This window comes from Streptomyces sp. NPDC058758 (genome assembly GCF_042746075.1).
GTDB lineage: Bacteria > Actinomycetota > Actinomycetes > Streptomycetales > Streptomycetaceae > Streptomyces.
This window is the reverse complement of the sequence record NZ_JBHYPS010000004.1, coordinates 377905-394329: the sequence shown is the minus strand read 5'-3', so window position 1 is coordinate 394329 and position 16425 is coordinate 377905. Positions and strand designations below refer to the sequence as shown.

Annotated in this window: 16 protein-coding genes and 1 rRNA gene; 14 read left to right on the top strand and 3 right to left on the bottom strand. The window is 72.8% G+C overall.

Annotated features, from left to right (window positions below; all coding sequences use genetic code 11):
- From rrf to ACFW6A_RS08200, 9 genes are all read left to right on the top strand, one after another.
- Nucleotides 1-91, top strand: a 5S ribosomal RNA gene (gene rrf, locus ACFW6A_RS08240); the annotation flags it as partial.
- Nucleotides 92-158: 67 nt separating this feature from the next.
- Complete coding sequence (locus ACFW6A_RS08235; RefSeq protein WP_351841780.1) at nucleotides 159-806, top strand: HAD family hydrolase; 648 nt, start codon at nucleotides 159-161, stop codon at nucleotides 804-806.
- Between the two features lie 43 nt (nucleotides 807-849).
- The gene (locus ACFW6A_RS08230) at nucleotides 850-2046 is read left to right on the top strand and encodes an MFS transporter (protein ID WP_386639425.1); all 1197 of its coding nucleotides are present in this window, start codon (nucleotides 850-852) and stop codon (nucleotides 2044-2046) included.
- Entirely contained in the window at nucleotides 2015-3190 is a 1176-nt protein-coding gene (locus ACFW6A_RS08225) for an acetoin utilization protein AcuC (protein WP_386485197.1), read from the top strand. Before ACFW6A_RS08230 ends, ACFW6A_RS08225 begins: the two co-directional genes overlap by 32 nt.
- 83 nt (nucleotides 3191-3273) lie before the next feature.
- On the top strand, nucleotides 3274-4089 hold the full coding sequence (locus ACFW6A_RS08220) for a phosphatase (RefSeq protein WP_351841774.1): 816 nt from the start codon (nucleotides 3274-3276) through the stop codon (nucleotides 4087-4089).
- A 127-nt stretch (nucleotides 4090-4216) separates the two neighbouring features.
- On the top strand, nucleotides 4217-4426 hold the full coding sequence (locus ACFW6A_RS08215; protein ID WP_030495139.1) for a helix-turn-helix domain-containing protein: 210 nt from the start codon (nucleotides 4217-4219) through the stop codon (nucleotides 4424-4426).
- Between the two features lie 152 nt (nucleotides 4427-4578).
- Nucleotides 4579-4677, top strand: a complete 99-nt coding sequence (locus ACFW6A_RS08210; protein WP_003948845.1) for a 30S ribosomal protein bS22 — start codon at nucleotides 4579-4581, stop codon at nucleotides 4675-4677.
- Nucleotides 4678-4831: 154 nt separating this feature from the next.
- Nucleotides 4832-5902: an NAD-dependent epimerase/dehydratase family protein gene (locus ACFW6A_RS08205; RefSeq protein WP_351841803.1), complete on the top strand. Its 1071-nt coding sequence runs from the start codon at nucleotides 4832-4834 to the stop codon at nucleotides 5900-5902.
- A gap of 15 nt (nucleotides 5903-5917) precedes the next feature.
- Nucleotides 5918-6967, top strand: coding sequence for a lysophospholipid acyltransferase family protein (locus tag ACFW6A_RS08200; RefSeq protein ID WP_351841772.1), 1050 nt, complete (start codon nucleotides 5918-5920; stop codon nucleotides 6965-6967).
- Between the two features lie 70 nt (nucleotides 6968-7037).
- Here ACFW6A_RS08200 and ACFW6A_RS08195 read toward each other — a convergent pair whose 3' ends face one another.
- The 3 genes from ACFW6A_RS08195 to ACFW6A_RS08185 form a co-directional block, all read right to left on the bottom strand.
- Nucleotides 7038-8297, bottom strand: coding sequence for a DUF5667 domain-containing protein (locus ACFW6A_RS08195; RefSeq protein WP_386639420.1), 1260 nt, complete (start codon nucleotides 8295-8297; stop codon nucleotides 7038-7040).
- A 352-nt stretch (nucleotides 8298-8649) separates the two neighbouring features.
- A complete protein-coding gene (locus tag ACFW6A_RS08190) occupies nucleotides 8650-9441 on the bottom strand; it encodes an ECF subfamily RNA polymerase sigma factor, BldN family (RefSeq protein WP_169094351.1) in 792 nt (263 codons plus the stop codon).
- Between the two features lie 467 nt (nucleotides 9442-9908).
- Nucleotides 9909-10871, bottom strand: coding sequence for an HAD-IB family hydrolase (locus ACFW6A_RS08185; RefSeq protein ID WP_351841767.1), 963 nt, complete (start codon nucleotides 10869-10871; stop codon nucleotides 9909-9911).
- Nucleotides 10872-10964: 93 nt separating this feature from the next.
- Between ACFW6A_RS08185 and ACFW6A_RS08180 the strand changes: the two genes are divergently transcribed.
- The 5 genes from ACFW6A_RS08180 (at nucleotide 10965) to ACFW6A_RS08160 (ending at nucleotide 16309) form a co-directional block, all read left to right on the top strand.
- A complete protein-coding gene (locus ACFW6A_RS08180) occupies nucleotides 10965-11255 on the top strand; it encodes a glutaredoxin family protein (protein ID WP_351841765.1) in 291 nt (96 codons plus the stop codon).
- 272 nt (nucleotides 11256-11527) lie between these two features.
- A complete protein-coding gene (locus ACFW6A_RS08175; RefSeq protein ID WP_351841763.1) occupies nucleotides 11528-12310 on the top strand; it encodes a redox-sensing transcriptional repressor Rex in 783 nt (260 codons plus the stop codon).
- Entirely contained in the window at nucleotides 12307-13662 is a 1356-nt protein-coding gene (locus ACFW6A_RS08170; protein ID WP_351841761.1) for a glutamyl-tRNA reductase, read from the top strand. Before ACFW6A_RS08175 ends, ACFW6A_RS08170 begins: the two co-directional genes overlap by 4 nt.
- Complete coding sequence (gene hemC / locus ACFW6A_RS08165; RefSeq protein ID WP_351841759.1) at nucleotides 13659-14642, top strand: hydroxymethylbilane synthase; 984 nt, start codon at nucleotides 13659-13661, stop codon at nucleotides 14640-14642. Before ACFW6A_RS08170 ends, hemC begins: the two co-directional genes overlap by 4 nt.
- Nucleotides 14639-16309, top strand: a complete 1671-nt coding sequence (locus ACFW6A_RS08160) for a uroporphyrinogen-III synthase (RefSeq protein ID WP_386477038.1) — start codon at nucleotides 14639-14641, stop codon at nucleotides 16307-16309. The genes hemC and ACFW6A_RS08160 overlap by 4 nt, the downstream gene beginning before the upstream one ends.
- Nucleotides 16310-16425: the final 116 nt, after the last annotated feature.

Here is a 16425-nt window from a genome sequence, read left to right as displayed (position 1 = left end):
GCCCGGTTACATTCCGAACCCGGAAGCTAAGCCTTTCAGCGCCGATGGTACTGCAGGGGGGACCCTGTGGGAGAGTAGGACACCGCCGAACAATTTTTAGCCTCAACCCCCGGACATCGTCCGGGGGTTGAGGCATTTTTGCGTTCTAGGCTGGCCGCATGCGCTATGACCTCGTCATCTTCGACAACGACGGCGTGCTCGTCGACAGCGAGCCGCTCTCCAACCGGTTGCTCGCCGGCTACCTCACCGAACTCGGGCACCCCACCACCTACGAGGACTCCCTCCGCGACTACATGGGGGCCGCGCTGCACCGGGTGCACGACCTCGTCCTCGAACGGACCGGGCAGCGGCTGCCCGAGGACTTCGACGCCGCTTTCCACGCGCGGGTCTTCGCCGCCTTCCGGGAGGAACTGGAGCCGGTGGACGGGGCGGTGGAGGTGCTGAAGCGGCTGGCGGCCGAGCGGGTTCCGTACTGCGTCGCCTCGTCCGGGAGCCACGAGCGGATCCGGGTCGGGCACCGGAAGACCGGGCTCGACGCCTGGTTCCCCGAGGAGGTCGTCCACAGCGCCGAGGACGTGGGGCGGGGCAAGCCGGCACCGGACCTCTTCCTCCACGCCGCCGCGCGGATGGGGGTGGCGCCCGAGCGGTGCGTCGTCGTGGAGGACAGCCGGCTCGGCGTCCAGGCGGCCGTGGCGGCCGGGATGGACGTCTACGGATTCACGGCGATGACCCCGGAAGACCGGCTGACCGGGGCGAAGGGCTTCTTCTCGCGGATGGAGGAACTGCCCGGGATTTTGGGTCTGTGATCCATCTACCCATCGGTAGGTGACGGCCCTACGCTGAGCCGCCATGACCGATGTACGGCTGCGGCGGGGGCGGTCTTCCCTGGCCTTCAGTTTCTTCGTCCAGGGCGTGGCCTTCGCCCTCCTCGTGACCCGCATCCCCGGGATCCAGGACCGGTACGGGATATCCGACGGGCTGCTGCCCCTCTTCCTGGCCGCCGTGCCGATCCTCGCCGGGGTGGCGAGCGTGGCGACGGAGAAGGTCGTGGCCCGGGTGGCGCCCTCCCGGGTGCTGCGGTGGACGCAGCCCCTCGTCCTGCTGGCCCTGCTGGGCGTGGGCGCCGGCGACGCGCTGTGGGCGGCCGCCGTGGCGCTCGGCGCGTTCGGGCTCTCCGTCGGCGCCCTCGACGCGTCCATGAACATGCTGGGGGTGAGCCTCCAGCGGGCGTACGGCCGGAGCATCATGCTCGGCTTCCACGCCGCGTACAGCCTCGGCGGGATCGCCGGAGCCTCGCTGGCCTGGGCGGGGGCGCACTGGCACCTGTCGCTGTTCTGGTCCTACCTGCCGGTGGTCGTCGTGCTGGCGCCGGCGGCCCTCCTCGGCAGCCGGTGGTACGTCGACGGCAAGGCCGCCCCGGACGGGGGCGAGGCCCGCGGGGGAGGGGCGCTGTCCTTCCGGCTGCTGCTGCCCCTGTGCCTGGTGATGACCTTCGCGTACATCGGGGACTCGACGGTCTCCAACTGGTCGGCGAAGTACCTCCAGGACGTGCTCGGCAGCTCGGAGGAGGCGGCGACCGTCCCGTACAACGCGTACATGGTGACGACGCTGCTCGGGCGGGCCGTGGGCGACCTCGGGGTGCGGCGCTTCGGGGCGGCGGCGGTCGTGCGGGCCGGGGCGGTGCTCGCGGCGTGCGGGTTCGCGCTGGTGGCGGCGGCGCAGTCGGCGTGGGCGGGCATCGCGGCCTTCACCCTGCTGGGGCTCGGGCTCAGCGTGATCGTGCCGCAGACCTTCGCGGCGGCCGGGCGGCTCTTCCCGGAGAACAGCGACGCGGCCGTCGCGCGGCTCAACGTCTTCAACTACGTCGGCTTCCTCGTCGGCTCGCCGCTCGTGGGGGCGCTCGGGGACGCGTGGAGCTACCGCGGGGCCATGCTGGTGCCGATGGCGCTCGTCCTGGTGACGGTGGTGTACGCCACGTCGTTCGGCGCGCGAGAGGCCCGATACGGTGGCGGGCATGAGCGGCCGCGCACTGTTGATGTGGGATGAAGCTGTCACGGGGTACGACTTCGGACCCCAGCACCCGATGGACCCGGTGCGGCTCGCGCTGACCATGGGGCTGGTCCGGGCCTTCGGGCTCGACCGGGCGGTGGACGTCGTCGCCGCCAAGCCGGCCGGGGAGTCGACGCTGCGGCTCGTGCACCGCGAGGACTACGTGGCCGCGGTGAAGGCCGCCTCGGCCGACCCGCGCCACGCCGACCAGGCGTACGGGCTCGGGACGGTCGACGACCCGGCCTTCGAGGGCATGCACGAGGCGTCCGCGCTGATCGCCGGACAGTCGGTGGCGGCCGCGGAGGCCGTGTGGCGGGGCGAGGCCGAGCACGCCGTGAACTTCTCCGGCGGACTGCACCACGCGATGCCCGGCGGGGCCGCCGGGTTCTGCGTCTACAACGACGCCTCGCTCGCCATCGCCCGACTGCTCGAACTGGGCGCGGAGCGGGTCGCGTATGTGGACGTCGACGTCCACCACGGCGACGGCGTGCAGGCGGCCTTCTGGGAGGACCCGCGGGTCCTGACGGTCTCCCTGCACGAGCACCCGCGGACGCTGTTCCCGCAGACCGGCTGGCCCGAGGAGACCGGGGCGCCCGGGCCCGGCGAGGGCGGCGCGGTGAACGTGGCGCTGCCGGCCGGGACCGGGGACGCCGGCTGGCTGCGGGCCTTCCACGCGGTGGTGCCGGAACTCCTCGCCGACTTCCGGCCGCAGGTGCTCGTGACCCAGCACGGGGCGGACACCCACTTCGACGACCCGCTGGCCCACCTGGCCGTCTCGCTGGACGCCCAGCGGGCCGTGCAGGAGGCGTGCCACGAGCTGGCGCACGCGCACGCGGACGGGCGGTGGGTGGCGCTGGGCGGCGGGGGATACGCGGTCATCGACGTCGTCCCGCGGTCGTGGACCCACCTCGTGGGGATCGCGGCGCACGCGCCCGTCGCGCCCGAGACCGTGATCCCGTCCTCGTGGCGGGACGAGGTGTACGCGCGGACGCGGCAGTTGGGGCCCGGGCGGATGACGGACGGGCGGTGGCCCGTCGACTTCCGTGACTGGTCGGCGGGGTACGACCCCGCGGACCGGCTGGACCAGGCGGTGCTCGCGACCCGGAAGGCGGCCTTCCCGCTGCGCGGCCTGCTGGCCTGAACTTCCCCGCCCTGTTACGCCAATGGTGCGGAGTACAACGGATTCTGACGCTCCAGCAGGACCGATCCGGCAGCATCGGAAGGGTGTTGAGTACCGGGGCGCTGCGGGCGCATCTGTTGGCGGCGGGGTTGGCGGGGACCGTGGCGACGTCGCGGGAGGAGAGCCTGCGAAGCTACCGGCTCTTCGCCGCGCGGGACCCCCGGGTGACCCTGGGGCTGATGCCGGCCGGGGGCTGGGACGAGTCCGCGCTGCTGCGGCTGATGGCGGAGAAGTGCGGGGTGTCGGCGGACCCGGCCCACCGCTCGGGGCCGGACGTGATCGATCCGGAGCGGACGCTGCGGGGCCTCGACGCCTTCGCGGGACGGCTCGCGGCGGTGGCGGCGCGGCGGGCCCCGGTGCTGTTCGGGACCGGGCATCCGCACCGGCTGCTCGGTTTCTACGCCGCTCTCGCAGACGCCCTGTCGGCGGCGGGATGTGAAGTCCTCATCCCGGCGCAGGGGAGATGTGTCGACATAACGACCCGGTTCGGTCTACGCACCTACGTCCTCGACTACGTACGCGGCGTCGCGTTCGTACGGGAGGCGGAGCCGCCGGAGAGCGGGCGCGAGCAGGGGGCGCACTCCCACTCGGCGCTGCCGGTGCGGGCCGCGCTGGAGAGCGCGGCGCTGGCCGGCGGACCGCTGCCCGAGCTGGTCGTCGGGGACCACGGCTGGGTCTGCGGTGCTGGTCAGCTGGGTATCGAGGCGATCGGGCTGGCCGACACGGACGATCCGGCGCTCTTCGTGGGGGAGGCCGAGGGGCAGGTGGCGGTGGCCGTCCCGCTGGATGACGGGGTGCCCTCGGCGTACTACCGTCCCCTCACGCGCTATGTACTCAATCGAGCGTGTCTGTCACGGTAAACGGGCGATAGGGGCTCCTCTTCCCCACTCGTACCATCCGCCCCTAGTCTGATTCGTGAGCGTTCGACGACGAAGAGTCACCGGAGGGGAAGCCGGTGGGCGTCGCGGCGGAAGGTACAGGTGGGTCATGGCTGCTGGCGATCGGCCTCTCAACGAGGTCAAGTTCCTGACCGTGGCGGAAGTCGCCGCGGTGATGCGCGTGTCGAAGATGACCGTGTACCGCTTGGTGCACAGCGGTCATCTGCCGGCGATCCGGGTGGGCAGGTCCTTCCGGGTCCCGGAACAGGCGGTTCACGCGTACCTGAGGGAGTCGTACGTGGGGGTGGGGACCGCGTAGCGGGCGCGCGGCCGACCTCCGGCCGAACGGCCGGTGAGCCGCGTCCGGCCCTCGGATTACTCGTGCGGTGCCAGGGGCGGTAGGCTAACCCCTCGTAGGTCGTGTGGGCCCAGACGCCCCGCACCAGTGAGAAGAAGTGAGCGAGGGTAGTCGTGGGCTCTGTTATCAAGAAGCGGCGCAAGCGGATGGCCAAGAAGAAGCACCGCAAGCTGCTCAAGCGCACGCGCGTTCAGCGTCGCAACAAGAAGTAAGCGGCGGCCGCGCGAGCGGTTTCCCGTGCGTGAAAAGGACGTGGCCTCTCACCGTCATCGGTGAGGGGCCACGTTTTCATTGCGCCGAAATCCACAGGCGCTACGGTGGCGGCTACGGATGGACCCAGGGAAGTTCGGACGGAAGGCGCTGATCTTGGGCAAGGTCGTGCTCGTCACCGGGGCGGCCCGGCATCTGGGGGGCCGTTTCGTGCGGCGGATCCAGCGGGACCCGGAAGTGGAGCGGGTGGTGGCCGTGGACGCGGTCGAGCCCGGGCACGCGCTGGGGGCGGCCGAGTTCGTCCGGGCGGACATCCGCAGGCCGGCCATCGCGAAGGTGCTCGCGGAGCACGAGGTGGACACGGTGGTGCACCTCGACGTGACGGGGACGGCGCTGGGCGCCGGCGGCCGGACGTCGGTCAAGGAGACCAACGTCATCGGCACCATGCAGCTCCTCGGGGCCTGCCAGAAGTCGCCGCGGGTCGGACGGCTGGTGGTGAAGTCCAGCACGACCGTGTACGGCTCCGCGCCCCGCGATCCGGCGGTCTTCACCGAGACGACCCCGGCGAAGTCGCTGCCGAGCGGCGGCTTCGCGAAGGACGCGGTCGAGGTCGAGGGGTACGTACGGGGCTTCGCCCGGCGGCGGCCGGACGTGGCGGTGTGCGTGCTGCGGTTCGCGAACATCCTGGGGCCCCGGGTGGAGTCCCCGCTGACCGAGTACCTGTCGCTGCCGGTGATGCCGACGGTCCTGGGCTACGACCCGCGGCTGCAGTTCGTCCACGAGGACGACGTGATCGACGTGCTGGACCTGGCGGCGCGCGAACCGCGCCGGGGGTCGCTGAACTGCGGGACCTTCAACGTGGCGGGCGACGGGGTGCTGCTGCTGTCGCAGTGTGCGCGCAGGCTCGGGCGGCCGACGGTGCCGGTGCTGCTGCCGGCGGTGACCTGGGTGGGTTCGGCGCTGCGGACGGTGGGGCTGACGGACTTCGCGCCCGAGCAGATCCGGCTCCTCACGCACGGCCGGGTCGTCTCGACCGTGCAGATGCGGGAGGTCCTGGGCTTCCGGCCGCGGTACTCGACGGCGGAGGCGTTCGCGGACTTCGCGGCGAGCCGGGGGCCGGGCCTCCTGCCGCCGGAGAGGCTGGCGGGGGCGGTGGACCGGCTGGCCGGCCGGGTCGCCCCGGGCGGGTCTCCGATCCCTTCCCCCGACTCTCACGACGGTGCCTGAGGAGCAGCGACAGCGATGGCGGACGCCAAGGTGATTCCTTTCGACGACGACCGTTCGCGGGCCCGGCGGCGGCCGGGCCGGCCCGAGGAGCCGCCCGGCCCCGAGAAGGGGCCGGCGGCGGTACGGGCGCTGCCGGGGGCGCGGGAGGTGCCCGCCGCTCCGGAGCCGGAGCCCGGGGCGGAGCCGGTGCCGCAGCCGGAGGGGGCGGACGCGGGGGCCGGACGGGCCGGCTGGGAGCGGCGGCTCGCGGGCGGCCTGGCGTTCCTGCGGCGGCGGGTCACGGGCGAGTACGAGGTGGACGAGTTCGGGTACGACGCCGAGCTGACCGACCAGGTGCTGATGTCGCTGCTGCGCCCGCTGTACGAGAAGTACTTCCGGGTCGAGGTGAAGGGCGTCGAGAACATCCCGGAGAAGGGCGGGGCGCTGATCGTCGCGAACCACTCCGGGACGCTGCCGCTGGACGGGCTGATGATGCAGGTCGCGGTGCACGACCACCATCCGGCGGGCCGGCATCTGCGGCTGCTCGCGGCGGACCTGGTCTTCGTGCTGCCGGTGGTCAACGAGCTGGCCCGGAAGGCGGGGCACACCCTGGCGTGCGCGGAGGACGCGGAGCGGCTGCTGCGGGCCGGGGAGGTCGTCGGCGTGATGCCGGAGGGCTTCAAGGGGATCGGGAAGCCGTTTTCGGAGCGGTACAAGCTCCAGCGGTTCGGCCGGGGCGGTTTCGTGTCGACGGCGCTGCGGGCGGGGGTGCCGATCGTGCCCTGCTCGATCGTGGGCGCCGAGGAGATCTACCCGATGATCGGGAACGCGAAGACGCTGGCGCGGCTGCTCGGTCTGCCGTACGTGCCGGTCACGCCGACCTTCCCGTGGCTGGGGCCGCTGGGGATGCTGCCGCTGCCGACGAAGTGGACGATCCAGTTCGGCGAGCCGATTCCGACGGATTCCTATCCGCTGGAGGCGGCGGAGGACCCGATGCTGATGTTCAACCTGACGGACCAGGTGCGGGAGCAGATCCAGCACACGCTCTACAAGCTGCTGGTGCAGCGGCGGTCCGTGTTCTTCTGAGGGCCGGGGGTGAGGTCCGGGAAAGGGACGAAGGGGCGCCCCCCGTCCGTGGGGGCGCCCCTTCTCCTTGTCAGCGAGCGTCCTCGCTGTCGATGCCGAGGCCTGGAAGGAGGCCCGGCAGGAGTGGCGGGATGGTGACGTCCGGTGGTGTGGGGGTCACCTGGCTGTCCTCGGGCGCGGAGGGCGTGCCCGAGGGGGACGGCAGGAGGCCGCCGGTGTTGCCGCCGAGGAGGCCGTCGTCCTCGGGGGAGGTGGTGCCGCTTTCGGCGCCCGGGCTCGGGGTGGTGCCGGTGCCGGTGGTGCCGCCCGTGCCGCCGCTCTGGGTGGTGCCCGAGGGGCGGGGGGTGGCGGAGCGGCCTTCCTGGGCGGGGGTGTCCTGGGTGGCCGGGGGCTGCTGGGTGTCCGTGCCCTGCTGGTTCTGCCGGGCGGCGGGGCTGCTGCTGGAGCCGCCGGGGGCGACCGCGCCCTTCTCGAGGGTGCGGGGCAGCATCGACTGGAGCGGCTCGACCTCCTGGTCTATGGCGTCGAAGACGCCGCTGACCTCTTCGCCGACGTCCGTGAGCTGGACGGGGAGGCGGTCGCGCAGGCCGTTCCAGGTGTCGCGGTGGGCCTGGGCGAAGGAGTTGAGCCGGGCCATGGGGGCGATCTCGCCGTCCCGGTCGTAGGCCTGGCGGAGCAGCCGGTGGCCTTCCTCGGCGTCGTGCTTCATGCCGCCGAGGACGCGGCGGATCTCGCTGAGGGACTCGTGGTCGAGGTCGCCCGAGCGGGCGCGCTCCATGAGCCGGCGGGCCTCGCTGAGCCGGGTGGACGCCTGGTCGAGGTAGATGCCCCCGCGGTCGGCGTCGTCGTCGGCCATGCCCAGCTTGAGGTCTTCCATGCCCCGCTTGAGCCCGTAGAGGGAGTCACCGGGGAGGGCGTCGGAGCTGGCGGCGGCGACGCCGCCGAAGGCTCCGGCGGCCACGCCGACCGTGAGGCCGCCGGCGGCGAGCCCCTTGGTCCAGCGGGAGCGCGGGCGGAGCTTCCGCAGGGGGGAGGCCCGGTGGGCGCCCCGTGTGCTCCGCTGTTCCGGGACGGTGGGGCCCGCGGCGGCCGTCCCCTGGGCGAACATCGCCTCCATGGCGGCGACGAGCTGCGCTCGCTGCACGACCTTGACCTCGGGGTCGAGCTCCGGTTTCGGCAGATCGCCGAGTCCGCTCGCCAAGGCCAACAGCCGCCCCTGGTCGCCCGTGTCGGCCGGGGCGTCGGGCCGGTCGGCCGCCTCGCCGTCGGGCGTCCGGTCCTCCAGGGCCTGGGCGAAGGCGTTCGCCCGCCGGTGCACGTTCGCGATCACTGGCGGCACCTCCTCTCGTCATGACGGTCGACTCCCCGGGGGGTCCGGAAGGTTGCCCTCCTTGAGCGGATCCACACGAACGAGTGAGGATCTGCGAGCAGGGCGTGACCACAGGGAGCCTGCAGTTCGCACAACGAGCGGCGCGGCACTTGGGTTACGCGCGAAAGATGATCGGACCAGTGCGTCATCGATGCGTCACCGACTGTGATTTGGGACGGGCAGTGGTGGCGTGGGGGGAGGGGTATGACTGAGGGGGGCACGTGGCTTCACGGGGGAGGGAGGGGGTGGGGGAGGGTGAGCGGCGGCGGTCGGCGGCCCGCACCGGGTGCGGGCGTCCTCGGGCGGGCGCCCTCTAGCGGGCGTCCTCGGGGAGGAGGCGGGCCAGGGTGCGGACGGCCCGGTACTGGAGGGTCTTGATGGCGCCCTCGTTCTTCCCCATGACCCGCGCGGTCTCGGCGACCGAGAGGCCCTGGAGGAAGCGGAGGGTGACGCACTCCTGCTGCTGGGGGTTGAGGCGGCGGACGGCGTCGAGCAGTGCCGCGTTGGAGAGGGACTCCAGGACGGAGTCCTCCGGGCTGCGCTCGACCTCGTTGGCGTCGAGCATCTCGCCGGTGGTGACCTCCAGCCGGAAGCGGCTGGACTTGAAGTGGTCGGCGACCAGGTTGCGGGCGATGGTGACGAGCCAGGCGCCGAAGTCGCGTCCCTGCCAGGTGAAGGTGGAGATGCGGCGCAGGGCGCGCAGGAAGGTCTCGCTGGTGAGGTCCTCCGCCGTCGCCTTCCCGCCGACGCGGTAGTAGATGTAGCGGTAGACGGTGTCGCTGTACTGGTCGTACAGCCGGCCGAAGGCCTCGGCCTCGCCCGCCTGGGCGCGCTCGACCAGGTCCATCATGCGGGCGCTGTCGCTGTCGGCGGTGGGGCGTCGGGCGGCGGTCGAGTTGCCGGCGCCGCCGCGCGCGCCCCGTCTGCCGACGGCGGCACCGCCGTCGGCCAGGGCATAGCAAGGGCCGGCCGGTGCCGGTGCGGCGAAGGCGAAGGCGGGCGCAGGACCGACGTACGCGGTGGGGACGAAGCCACGCAAGTGGTCGAGGACCGTTGCGCGCAGCGTAGCCAGGCCCGAGGCGTCAACCCCGACGTGTGGGTACACGGGACTCCCAGAGGCAGAGCTTCCATCACGTGCAGTGCGGATCCGTTCACTCGTCGTGGCGACGTGAGGGTTCCGCTGTGCGTCTGAGGAGAATAACGCTTCGTACAGGCAGCGCTACACCCAGTTGCTCAAATCATCGATTACGTCGCTTCTGTTGCCGCTTGCGGGCGGATCAAGTCGCACTTCGTGACCGGTTATTGATCGAGTGACTTCCGAGTGTGATTGCGTCGGCGTTGCGTTGTGCTCATGTGCGGTAGGGGAGAGTGATCGGGGCCGCTCCTGGGTAAGGGCGCGGGAATGCCCGGGAGTCGAGGTGTGCGGGGCTGTTCGACCACGGACGGGTGAGTCCCTTTGGTCCGCCGTTGTCGGAGATGATCGCAGCCGAAACGTATCGCCACGGGCGTGCCGCGCCCGGACCGCGGGGGACGTTCGGATACGGGGCGGTGCGGCGGGGCCGGTGGGGGCGGTCAGCGGCGGCGGCGGTGCAGCGCGACCGCGGCGGCCGTGCCGCCGGCGACGGCGCCGAGGCCGGCGGCGGCCGGGATGCCGATCTTGGCGGCCTTGCGGCCGGTCCGGTAGTCGCGCAGCCGCCACTCGCGGTCCCGGGCGTGCCGGCGCAGCTTGGTGTCCGGGTTGATCGCGTACGGGTGGCCGACGAGCGAGAGCATCGGGATGTCGTTGTGCGAGTCGCTGTACGCGGCGCAGCGGGCGAGGTCCAGGCCCTCGGCGGCGGCCAGCGCCCGTACCGCCTCGGCCTTGGCCGGGCCGTGCAGCAGCTCGCCGACCAGCCGGCCGGTGTAGACGCCGTCGACCGACTCGGCCACCGTGCCGAGGGCGCCGGTGAGGCCGAGGCGGCGGGCGATGATCGTGGCGGTCTCCACCGGGGCGGCCGTCACCAGCCAGACCTTCTGGCCCGCGTCGAGGTGGGCCTGGGCCAGGGCGCGGGTGCCCGGCCAGATCCGGTCGGCCATGTACTCGTCGTAGATCTCCTCGCCGATCGACATCAGTTCGGAGACGCGGTGGCCCTTCACGATGGAGAGCGCGCTGTCGCGGGCCTCCTGCATGTGGGCGGGGTCCTCGACGCCGGCCAGCCGGAACCAGATCTGCGCCCAGGCGAAGCGGGCGAGTTCGCGGCGCTGGAAGAACTTCCGCTTGTACAGGCCGCGGCCGAAGTGGAAGATCGCGGCGCCCTGCATCACGGTGTTGTCGAGGTCGAAGAACGCGGCTGCCCGCACGTCGCCGACGACGGGGAACTCGGGCTCCTCGGCGGCGGTTTCCGAGGCCGCCTCGATGGCGGCGGCCTCCTCCTCTCTCTCCCGTTCCAGCTGGAGCGAGGTCTTGCGGGCCGCCTCGGCGGCGGCCTCGCCTGCCAGGACGCTGCGCGCGGTGGCGGAGCGCCTACGGGGGGTGAGCCATCCCAGAGCGGCCATGTCTGGAGCATAGCCAGTCTGTTCGGTCCTTCCCGACTTGTGGGGATGCCGTCGTGTGAACAGTGCGGGTCCCCGCCGTGACCGGGCGGGACAATGGACGGCATGTTCGGACGTGCGAAGAAGAAGGACGCGGCGAAGGACCCGGCCGCGCGGACCGTGACGCTGATCGGGAAGCCGGGGTGTCATCTCTGCGACGACGCCCGGGCGGTGATCGAGGCGGTGTGCGCCGAGACCGGGGCGCGCTGGGAGGAGCGGGACATCCTCCTGGACGAGGCGCTGTACAAGGAGTACTGGGAGCAGATTCCGGTCGTCCTGGTCGACGGCGAACAGCACACCTTCTGGCGGGTGGACGCGGAGCGGCTCCGCCGCGAACTGGGTGCGTGACCGAAAGCCGGTTACCATCGTGGACGTTTTGTTGGTATTCGGGGGTCACGTCGTGAGGAGTGTGTGCGGCTTTGCCCCCTTCGGGATCTCAACGCGTCGCGCCGTGCGACGGTTCCGCGGCGGCGATAACCGGTCGCGTGACCCCGGTCACTTTGGCCGGACAAAACGGACACCATCTTTGTGCACGCGTTCACAAAGACATAGCCTGCATTCGACGGGGCGGTCTTGGGACATATGGCCGCCTGCAGCCCCGCTCATCCCGCAGGAGCACCGTGGCAACTGGCCGAACTCACCGACCGGCGACCCGTAGCCGAGGAATTCCCGAGGCCACCGTCGCCCGCCTTCCGCTGTATCTGCGCGCCCTGACCGCGCTGTCGGAGCGCTCCGTACCCACGGTCTCCTCGGAGGAGCTCGCGGCCGCGGCCGGCGTCAACTCCGCCAAGCTGCGCAAGGACTTCAGCTACCTCGGCTCGTACGGCACCCGCGGCGTCGGCTACGACGTCGAGTACCTCGTCTACCAGATCTCCCGCGAGCTCGGCCTGACCCAGGACTGGCCCGTCGTGATCGTCGGCATCGGAAACCTCGGTGCCGCCCTCGCCGGCTACGGCGGCTTCGCCTCCCGCGGCTTCCGCGTCGCCGCGCTGATCGACGCCGACCCCGCCATGACCGGCAGGCCGGTCGCCGGGATCCCCGTCCAGCACAGCGACGACCTGGAGAAGATCATCGCCGAGGACGGCGTCTCCATCGGCGTCATCGCGACCCCGGCCGGCGTCGCCCAGGCCGTCTGCGACCGCCTCGTCGCCGCCGGCGTCACCTCCATCCTCAACTTCGCCCCGACCGTGCTCTCCGTGCCCGACGGCGTCGACGTGCGCAAGGTGGACCTCTCCATCGAGCTGCAGATCCTCGCCTTCCACGAGCAGCGCAAGGCCGGCGAGGAGCCGGGCGAGGAGGCCGCACCGCCGGCCCCCGTCGTGCCGGCCGCCGCCACCCGCACCACCGCCGAGAGCGGACGCAAGGGACCCGACGGGGACGCCCCCGCCGTGATGCCGGCATGAGCCTCCTCGTCGTCGGGCTGAGCCACCGCAGCGCCCCCGTCTCCATCCTGGAGCGGGCCTCGCTGCCGGCGGACACCCAGGCCAAGCTCCTCCAGGACAGCCTCGCCGCCGAACCGGCTGCCGAGGCCACCGTCCTGGCCACCTGCAACCGCATCGAGCTCTACGCCGACGTGGACAAGTTCCACGCGGGCGTCGCCGAGCTGTCCACGCTCCTCGCCCAGCACAGCGGCGTCGGCCTGGACGAGCTCACCCCCTACCTCTACGTGCACTACGAGGACCGGGCCGTCCACCACCTCTTCTCGGTGGCCTGCGGCCTGGACTCCATGGTCGTCGGCGAGGGCCAGATCCTCGGCCAGATCAAGGACGCCCTCGCCCTCGGCCAGGACCTGCACACCGCCGGCCGGCTCCTCAACGACCTCTTCCAGCAGGCCCTGCGGGTCGGCAAGCGCGCCCACAGCGAGACCGGCATCGACCGGGCCGGGCAGTCCCTCGTCACCTTCGGCCTGGAGCAGCTCGCCCAGGACGCCGAGGTCGGGAGCTGGGCGCGCGGCAAGCGCGCGCTCGTCATCGGCGCCGGCTCCATGTCGTCGCTGGCCGCCGCCACCCTCGCCCGCGCCGGAGTGGCCGAGATCGTCATCGCCAACCGCACCCTCGCCCGCGCCGAGCGGCTCGCCGAGATCCTCACCGAGCCCGGAGGCACGGGGGTGGCCGCACGCGCGGCCGAGATGGTTGCCGTCGGCGACGAACTGGGCCGGGCGGACGTCGTCGTCTCCTGCACCGGGGCCACCGGACTCGTCCTCACCGGCGACGCCGTCGAGGCCGCCGCCGAGGGCCGCGACGAGCCCCTGTACCTGCTCGACCTCGCGATGCCCCGCGACATCGACGCCGCCGCCCACCGGATCCCCGGCGTCCGGCTGGTCGACATCGAGTCGCTGGCCGACGCCTCCGCCGACGCCCCCATGGCCGCCGACGTCGACCAGGTCCGCGCCCTCGTCTCCGACGAGGTCGCCGCCTTCGGCGCCGCCCAGCGCGCCGCCCACATCACCCCGACCGTGGTCGCCCTGCGCACCATGGCCGCCGACGTGGTGGCCAGCGAGGTCGCCCGCCTGGAAGGCCGCCTCCCCGGCCTCGACGACAAGCAGCGCGCCGAGATCACCCAGACCGTGCGCCGCGTCGTCGACAAGCTCCTGCACGCGCCGACCGTGCGGGTCAAGCAGCTGGCCAGCGAGCCCGGCGGCGCCGGGTACGCCGACGCGCTGCGGACACTCTTCGACCTCGACCCGCAGACGGTGGCTTCCGTCTCCCGGGCCGACCTGAATGACGCCGACGTCAAGAACCGAGGGCGAGTATGACCGAGAGGGCACTGAGGCTCGGGACCAGGCGCAGCAAGCTCGCCATGGCCCAGTCCGGGCACGTGGCCGACGCGGTCCGGCAGCTGACCGGCCGGCCCGTCGAGCTCGTGGAGATCACCACGTACGGGGACACCTCCCGTGAGCACCTCGCGCAGATCGGCGGCACCGGCGTCTTCGTCGCCGCGCTGCGCGACGCGCTGCTCGCCGGCGAGGTCGACTTCGCCGTCCACTCCCTGAAGGACCTGCCGACCGCCCAGCACCCCGAGCTGGTGCTGGCCGCGATCCCGAAGCGCGAGGACCCGCGCGACGTCCTCATCGCGGGCGAGGGGCTCTCCCTCGACCGGCTCCCGAAGGGCGCCCGCGTCGGCACCGGCTCGCCGCGCCGGACGGCCCAGCTGCACGCGTACGCCCGCAGCCACGGCCTCGACCTGACCTGCGTCCCGATCCGCGGCAACGTCGACACCCGCGTCGGCTACGTCCGCACGGGCGAGCTCGACGCCGTCGTCCTCGCCGCGGCCGGACTCAACCGCATCGGCGGCACCGAGGAACTCCTCGGCGGCCTGTCGGCCGAGCACCTGCCGGTCGACTCCGTCCTGCCCGCCCCCGGCCAGGGTGCCCTGGCCGTCGAATGCCCGGCGTCGAACTCCGACCTCGTCGCCGCGCTCTCCGCTCTCGACGACCCGCGGACGCGGGCCGCCGTGACCGCTGAGCGATCCCTGCTCGCCGCCCTCGAGGCCGGCTGCAGCGCACCCGTGGGCGCGCTCGCCGACATCCTCGCCGACGGTCCCGGTCACGGGCAGGCTGTCACCGAAATGCGCCTGCGCGGCGTCGTCGGCACCACCGACGGCTCGACGCTGGTGCAGCTGTCCACCACCGGTCCCGTACCCACCTCGTACGACGAGGCGGCGGCGCTCGGACGCGAACTCGCGGACGAGATGCTCGCCAAGGGTGCGGCCGGTCTTATGGGGGAGCGACCTTGAGCCCCACCAGCCCGACCACCAGCCCCCTGTCCCCCGTCTTCGCGGGCCACGGCCACGTCACCTTCCTCGGCGCAGGCCCAGGCGACCCCGGACTCCTGACCCTCCGGGCCGTCGAGGCCCTCGCGGGAGCGGACGTCCTGATCGCCGAGCCGGAGGTCCTGGAGGTCGTCCGCGGCCATGCGCGCGCGGGCGTGAGCACGCCTGAGCTGACGGTTGTTGACGAGGCGTCAACAGCCGCCGGCGTCCCCGTGTTGAGGGATGCGGCCAATCTTGTCATGGAGGCCGCGCGCGGCGGCAGGCGGGTCGTCCGTGCGGTGACCGGCGACCCCGGCCTCGACGGCAACGCGGGCGCCGAGATGCTCGCCTGCGCCGCCGAGGGCATCCCCTTCGAGGTCGTCCCCGGCGTCGCGAACGTGGTCGGCGTTCCCGCGTACGCCGGCGTGCCGCTCCGCGACGAGCAGGGCACCGACGTCCGCTTCGTCGACGCGCGGACCGCCGACGACCGCTGCTGGGCCGAGGTCGGCGCCTCCGACGGCACCGTCGTCGTGTCCACCTCGCTCGACTCGGTGGCCGCGGCCGCCGGCGAACTGGTGGCCGCGGGCCGCAAGCCGGACACCCCGCTCACCGTCACCATCGCGGGCACCACCACGCGCCAGCGGACGTGGAACGCCACCCTCGGCACGATCGCCCAGGTCTTCAAGCAGGGCAAGGTGCTCCCCTCTCCCGAGGGCCACCGGCCGGTGATAGCCGTGGTCGGCGAGCGCAGCGCCCCGGCGCAGCGCGACCAGCTCTCGTGGTTCGAGTCCAAGCCGCTCTTCGGCTGGCGGGTGCTCGTGCCGCGCACCAAGGAGCAGGCCGCGTCGCTCTCCGACCAGCTGCGCTCGTACGGCGCCGTGCCGCACGAGGTGCCGACCATCGCGGTCGAGCCGCCCCGGACCCCGCAGCAGATGGAGCGGGCCGTGAAGGGGCTGGTCACCGGACGCTACGAGTGGATCGCCTTCACCTCGGTCAACGCGGTCAAGGCCGTGCGCGAGAAGTTCGAGGAGTACGGGCTCGACGCCCGCGCCTTCGCCGGGATCAAGGTCGCCGCGGTGGGCGAGCAGACCGCCGCCGCCCTGGTCGACTTCGGCGTGAAGCCGGACCTGGTGCCGAGCGGCGAGCAGTCCGCCGCGGGGCTCCTGGAGGACTGGCCGCCGTACGACCCGGTCTTCGACCCGATCGACCGCGTCTTCCTGCCGCGGGCCGACATCGCGACCGAGACGCTGGTCGCGGGCCTGATCGAGCTGGGCTGGGAGGTCGACGACGTCACCGCCTACCGGACCGTGCGCGCGTCGCCGCCGCCGGCGGACACCCGCGAGGCGATCAAGGGCGGCGGCTTCGACGCGGTGCTCTTCACCTCGTCGTCGACCGTGCGGAACCTGGTCGGCATCGCCGGCAAGCCGCACAACGTGACCGTCATCGCCTGTATCGGGCCGGCGACGGCCAAGACGGCGGAGGAGCACGGGCTGCGGGTCGACGTCCTGTCGCCCGAGCCGTCCGTGCACAAGCTGGCCGAGGCGCTGGCGGAGTTCGGCATGCGGCGGCGCGAGGCGGCGCTGGAGGCGGGCGACCCCGTGACGCGGCCGAGCGAGCGGCGGCCGGGCGCGCGGCGCCGCCGGACGACGTAACGCGGCGCCTTCCTCGCCCCTTTCCGGCGCGGGTCCCCTCCGGGGGCCCGCGCCGTCGTGTCGCGCGGCGGCAACAGGGTGTCGGTAAGTGGGGGCGCGGGGCGGGCGTAGCCTCG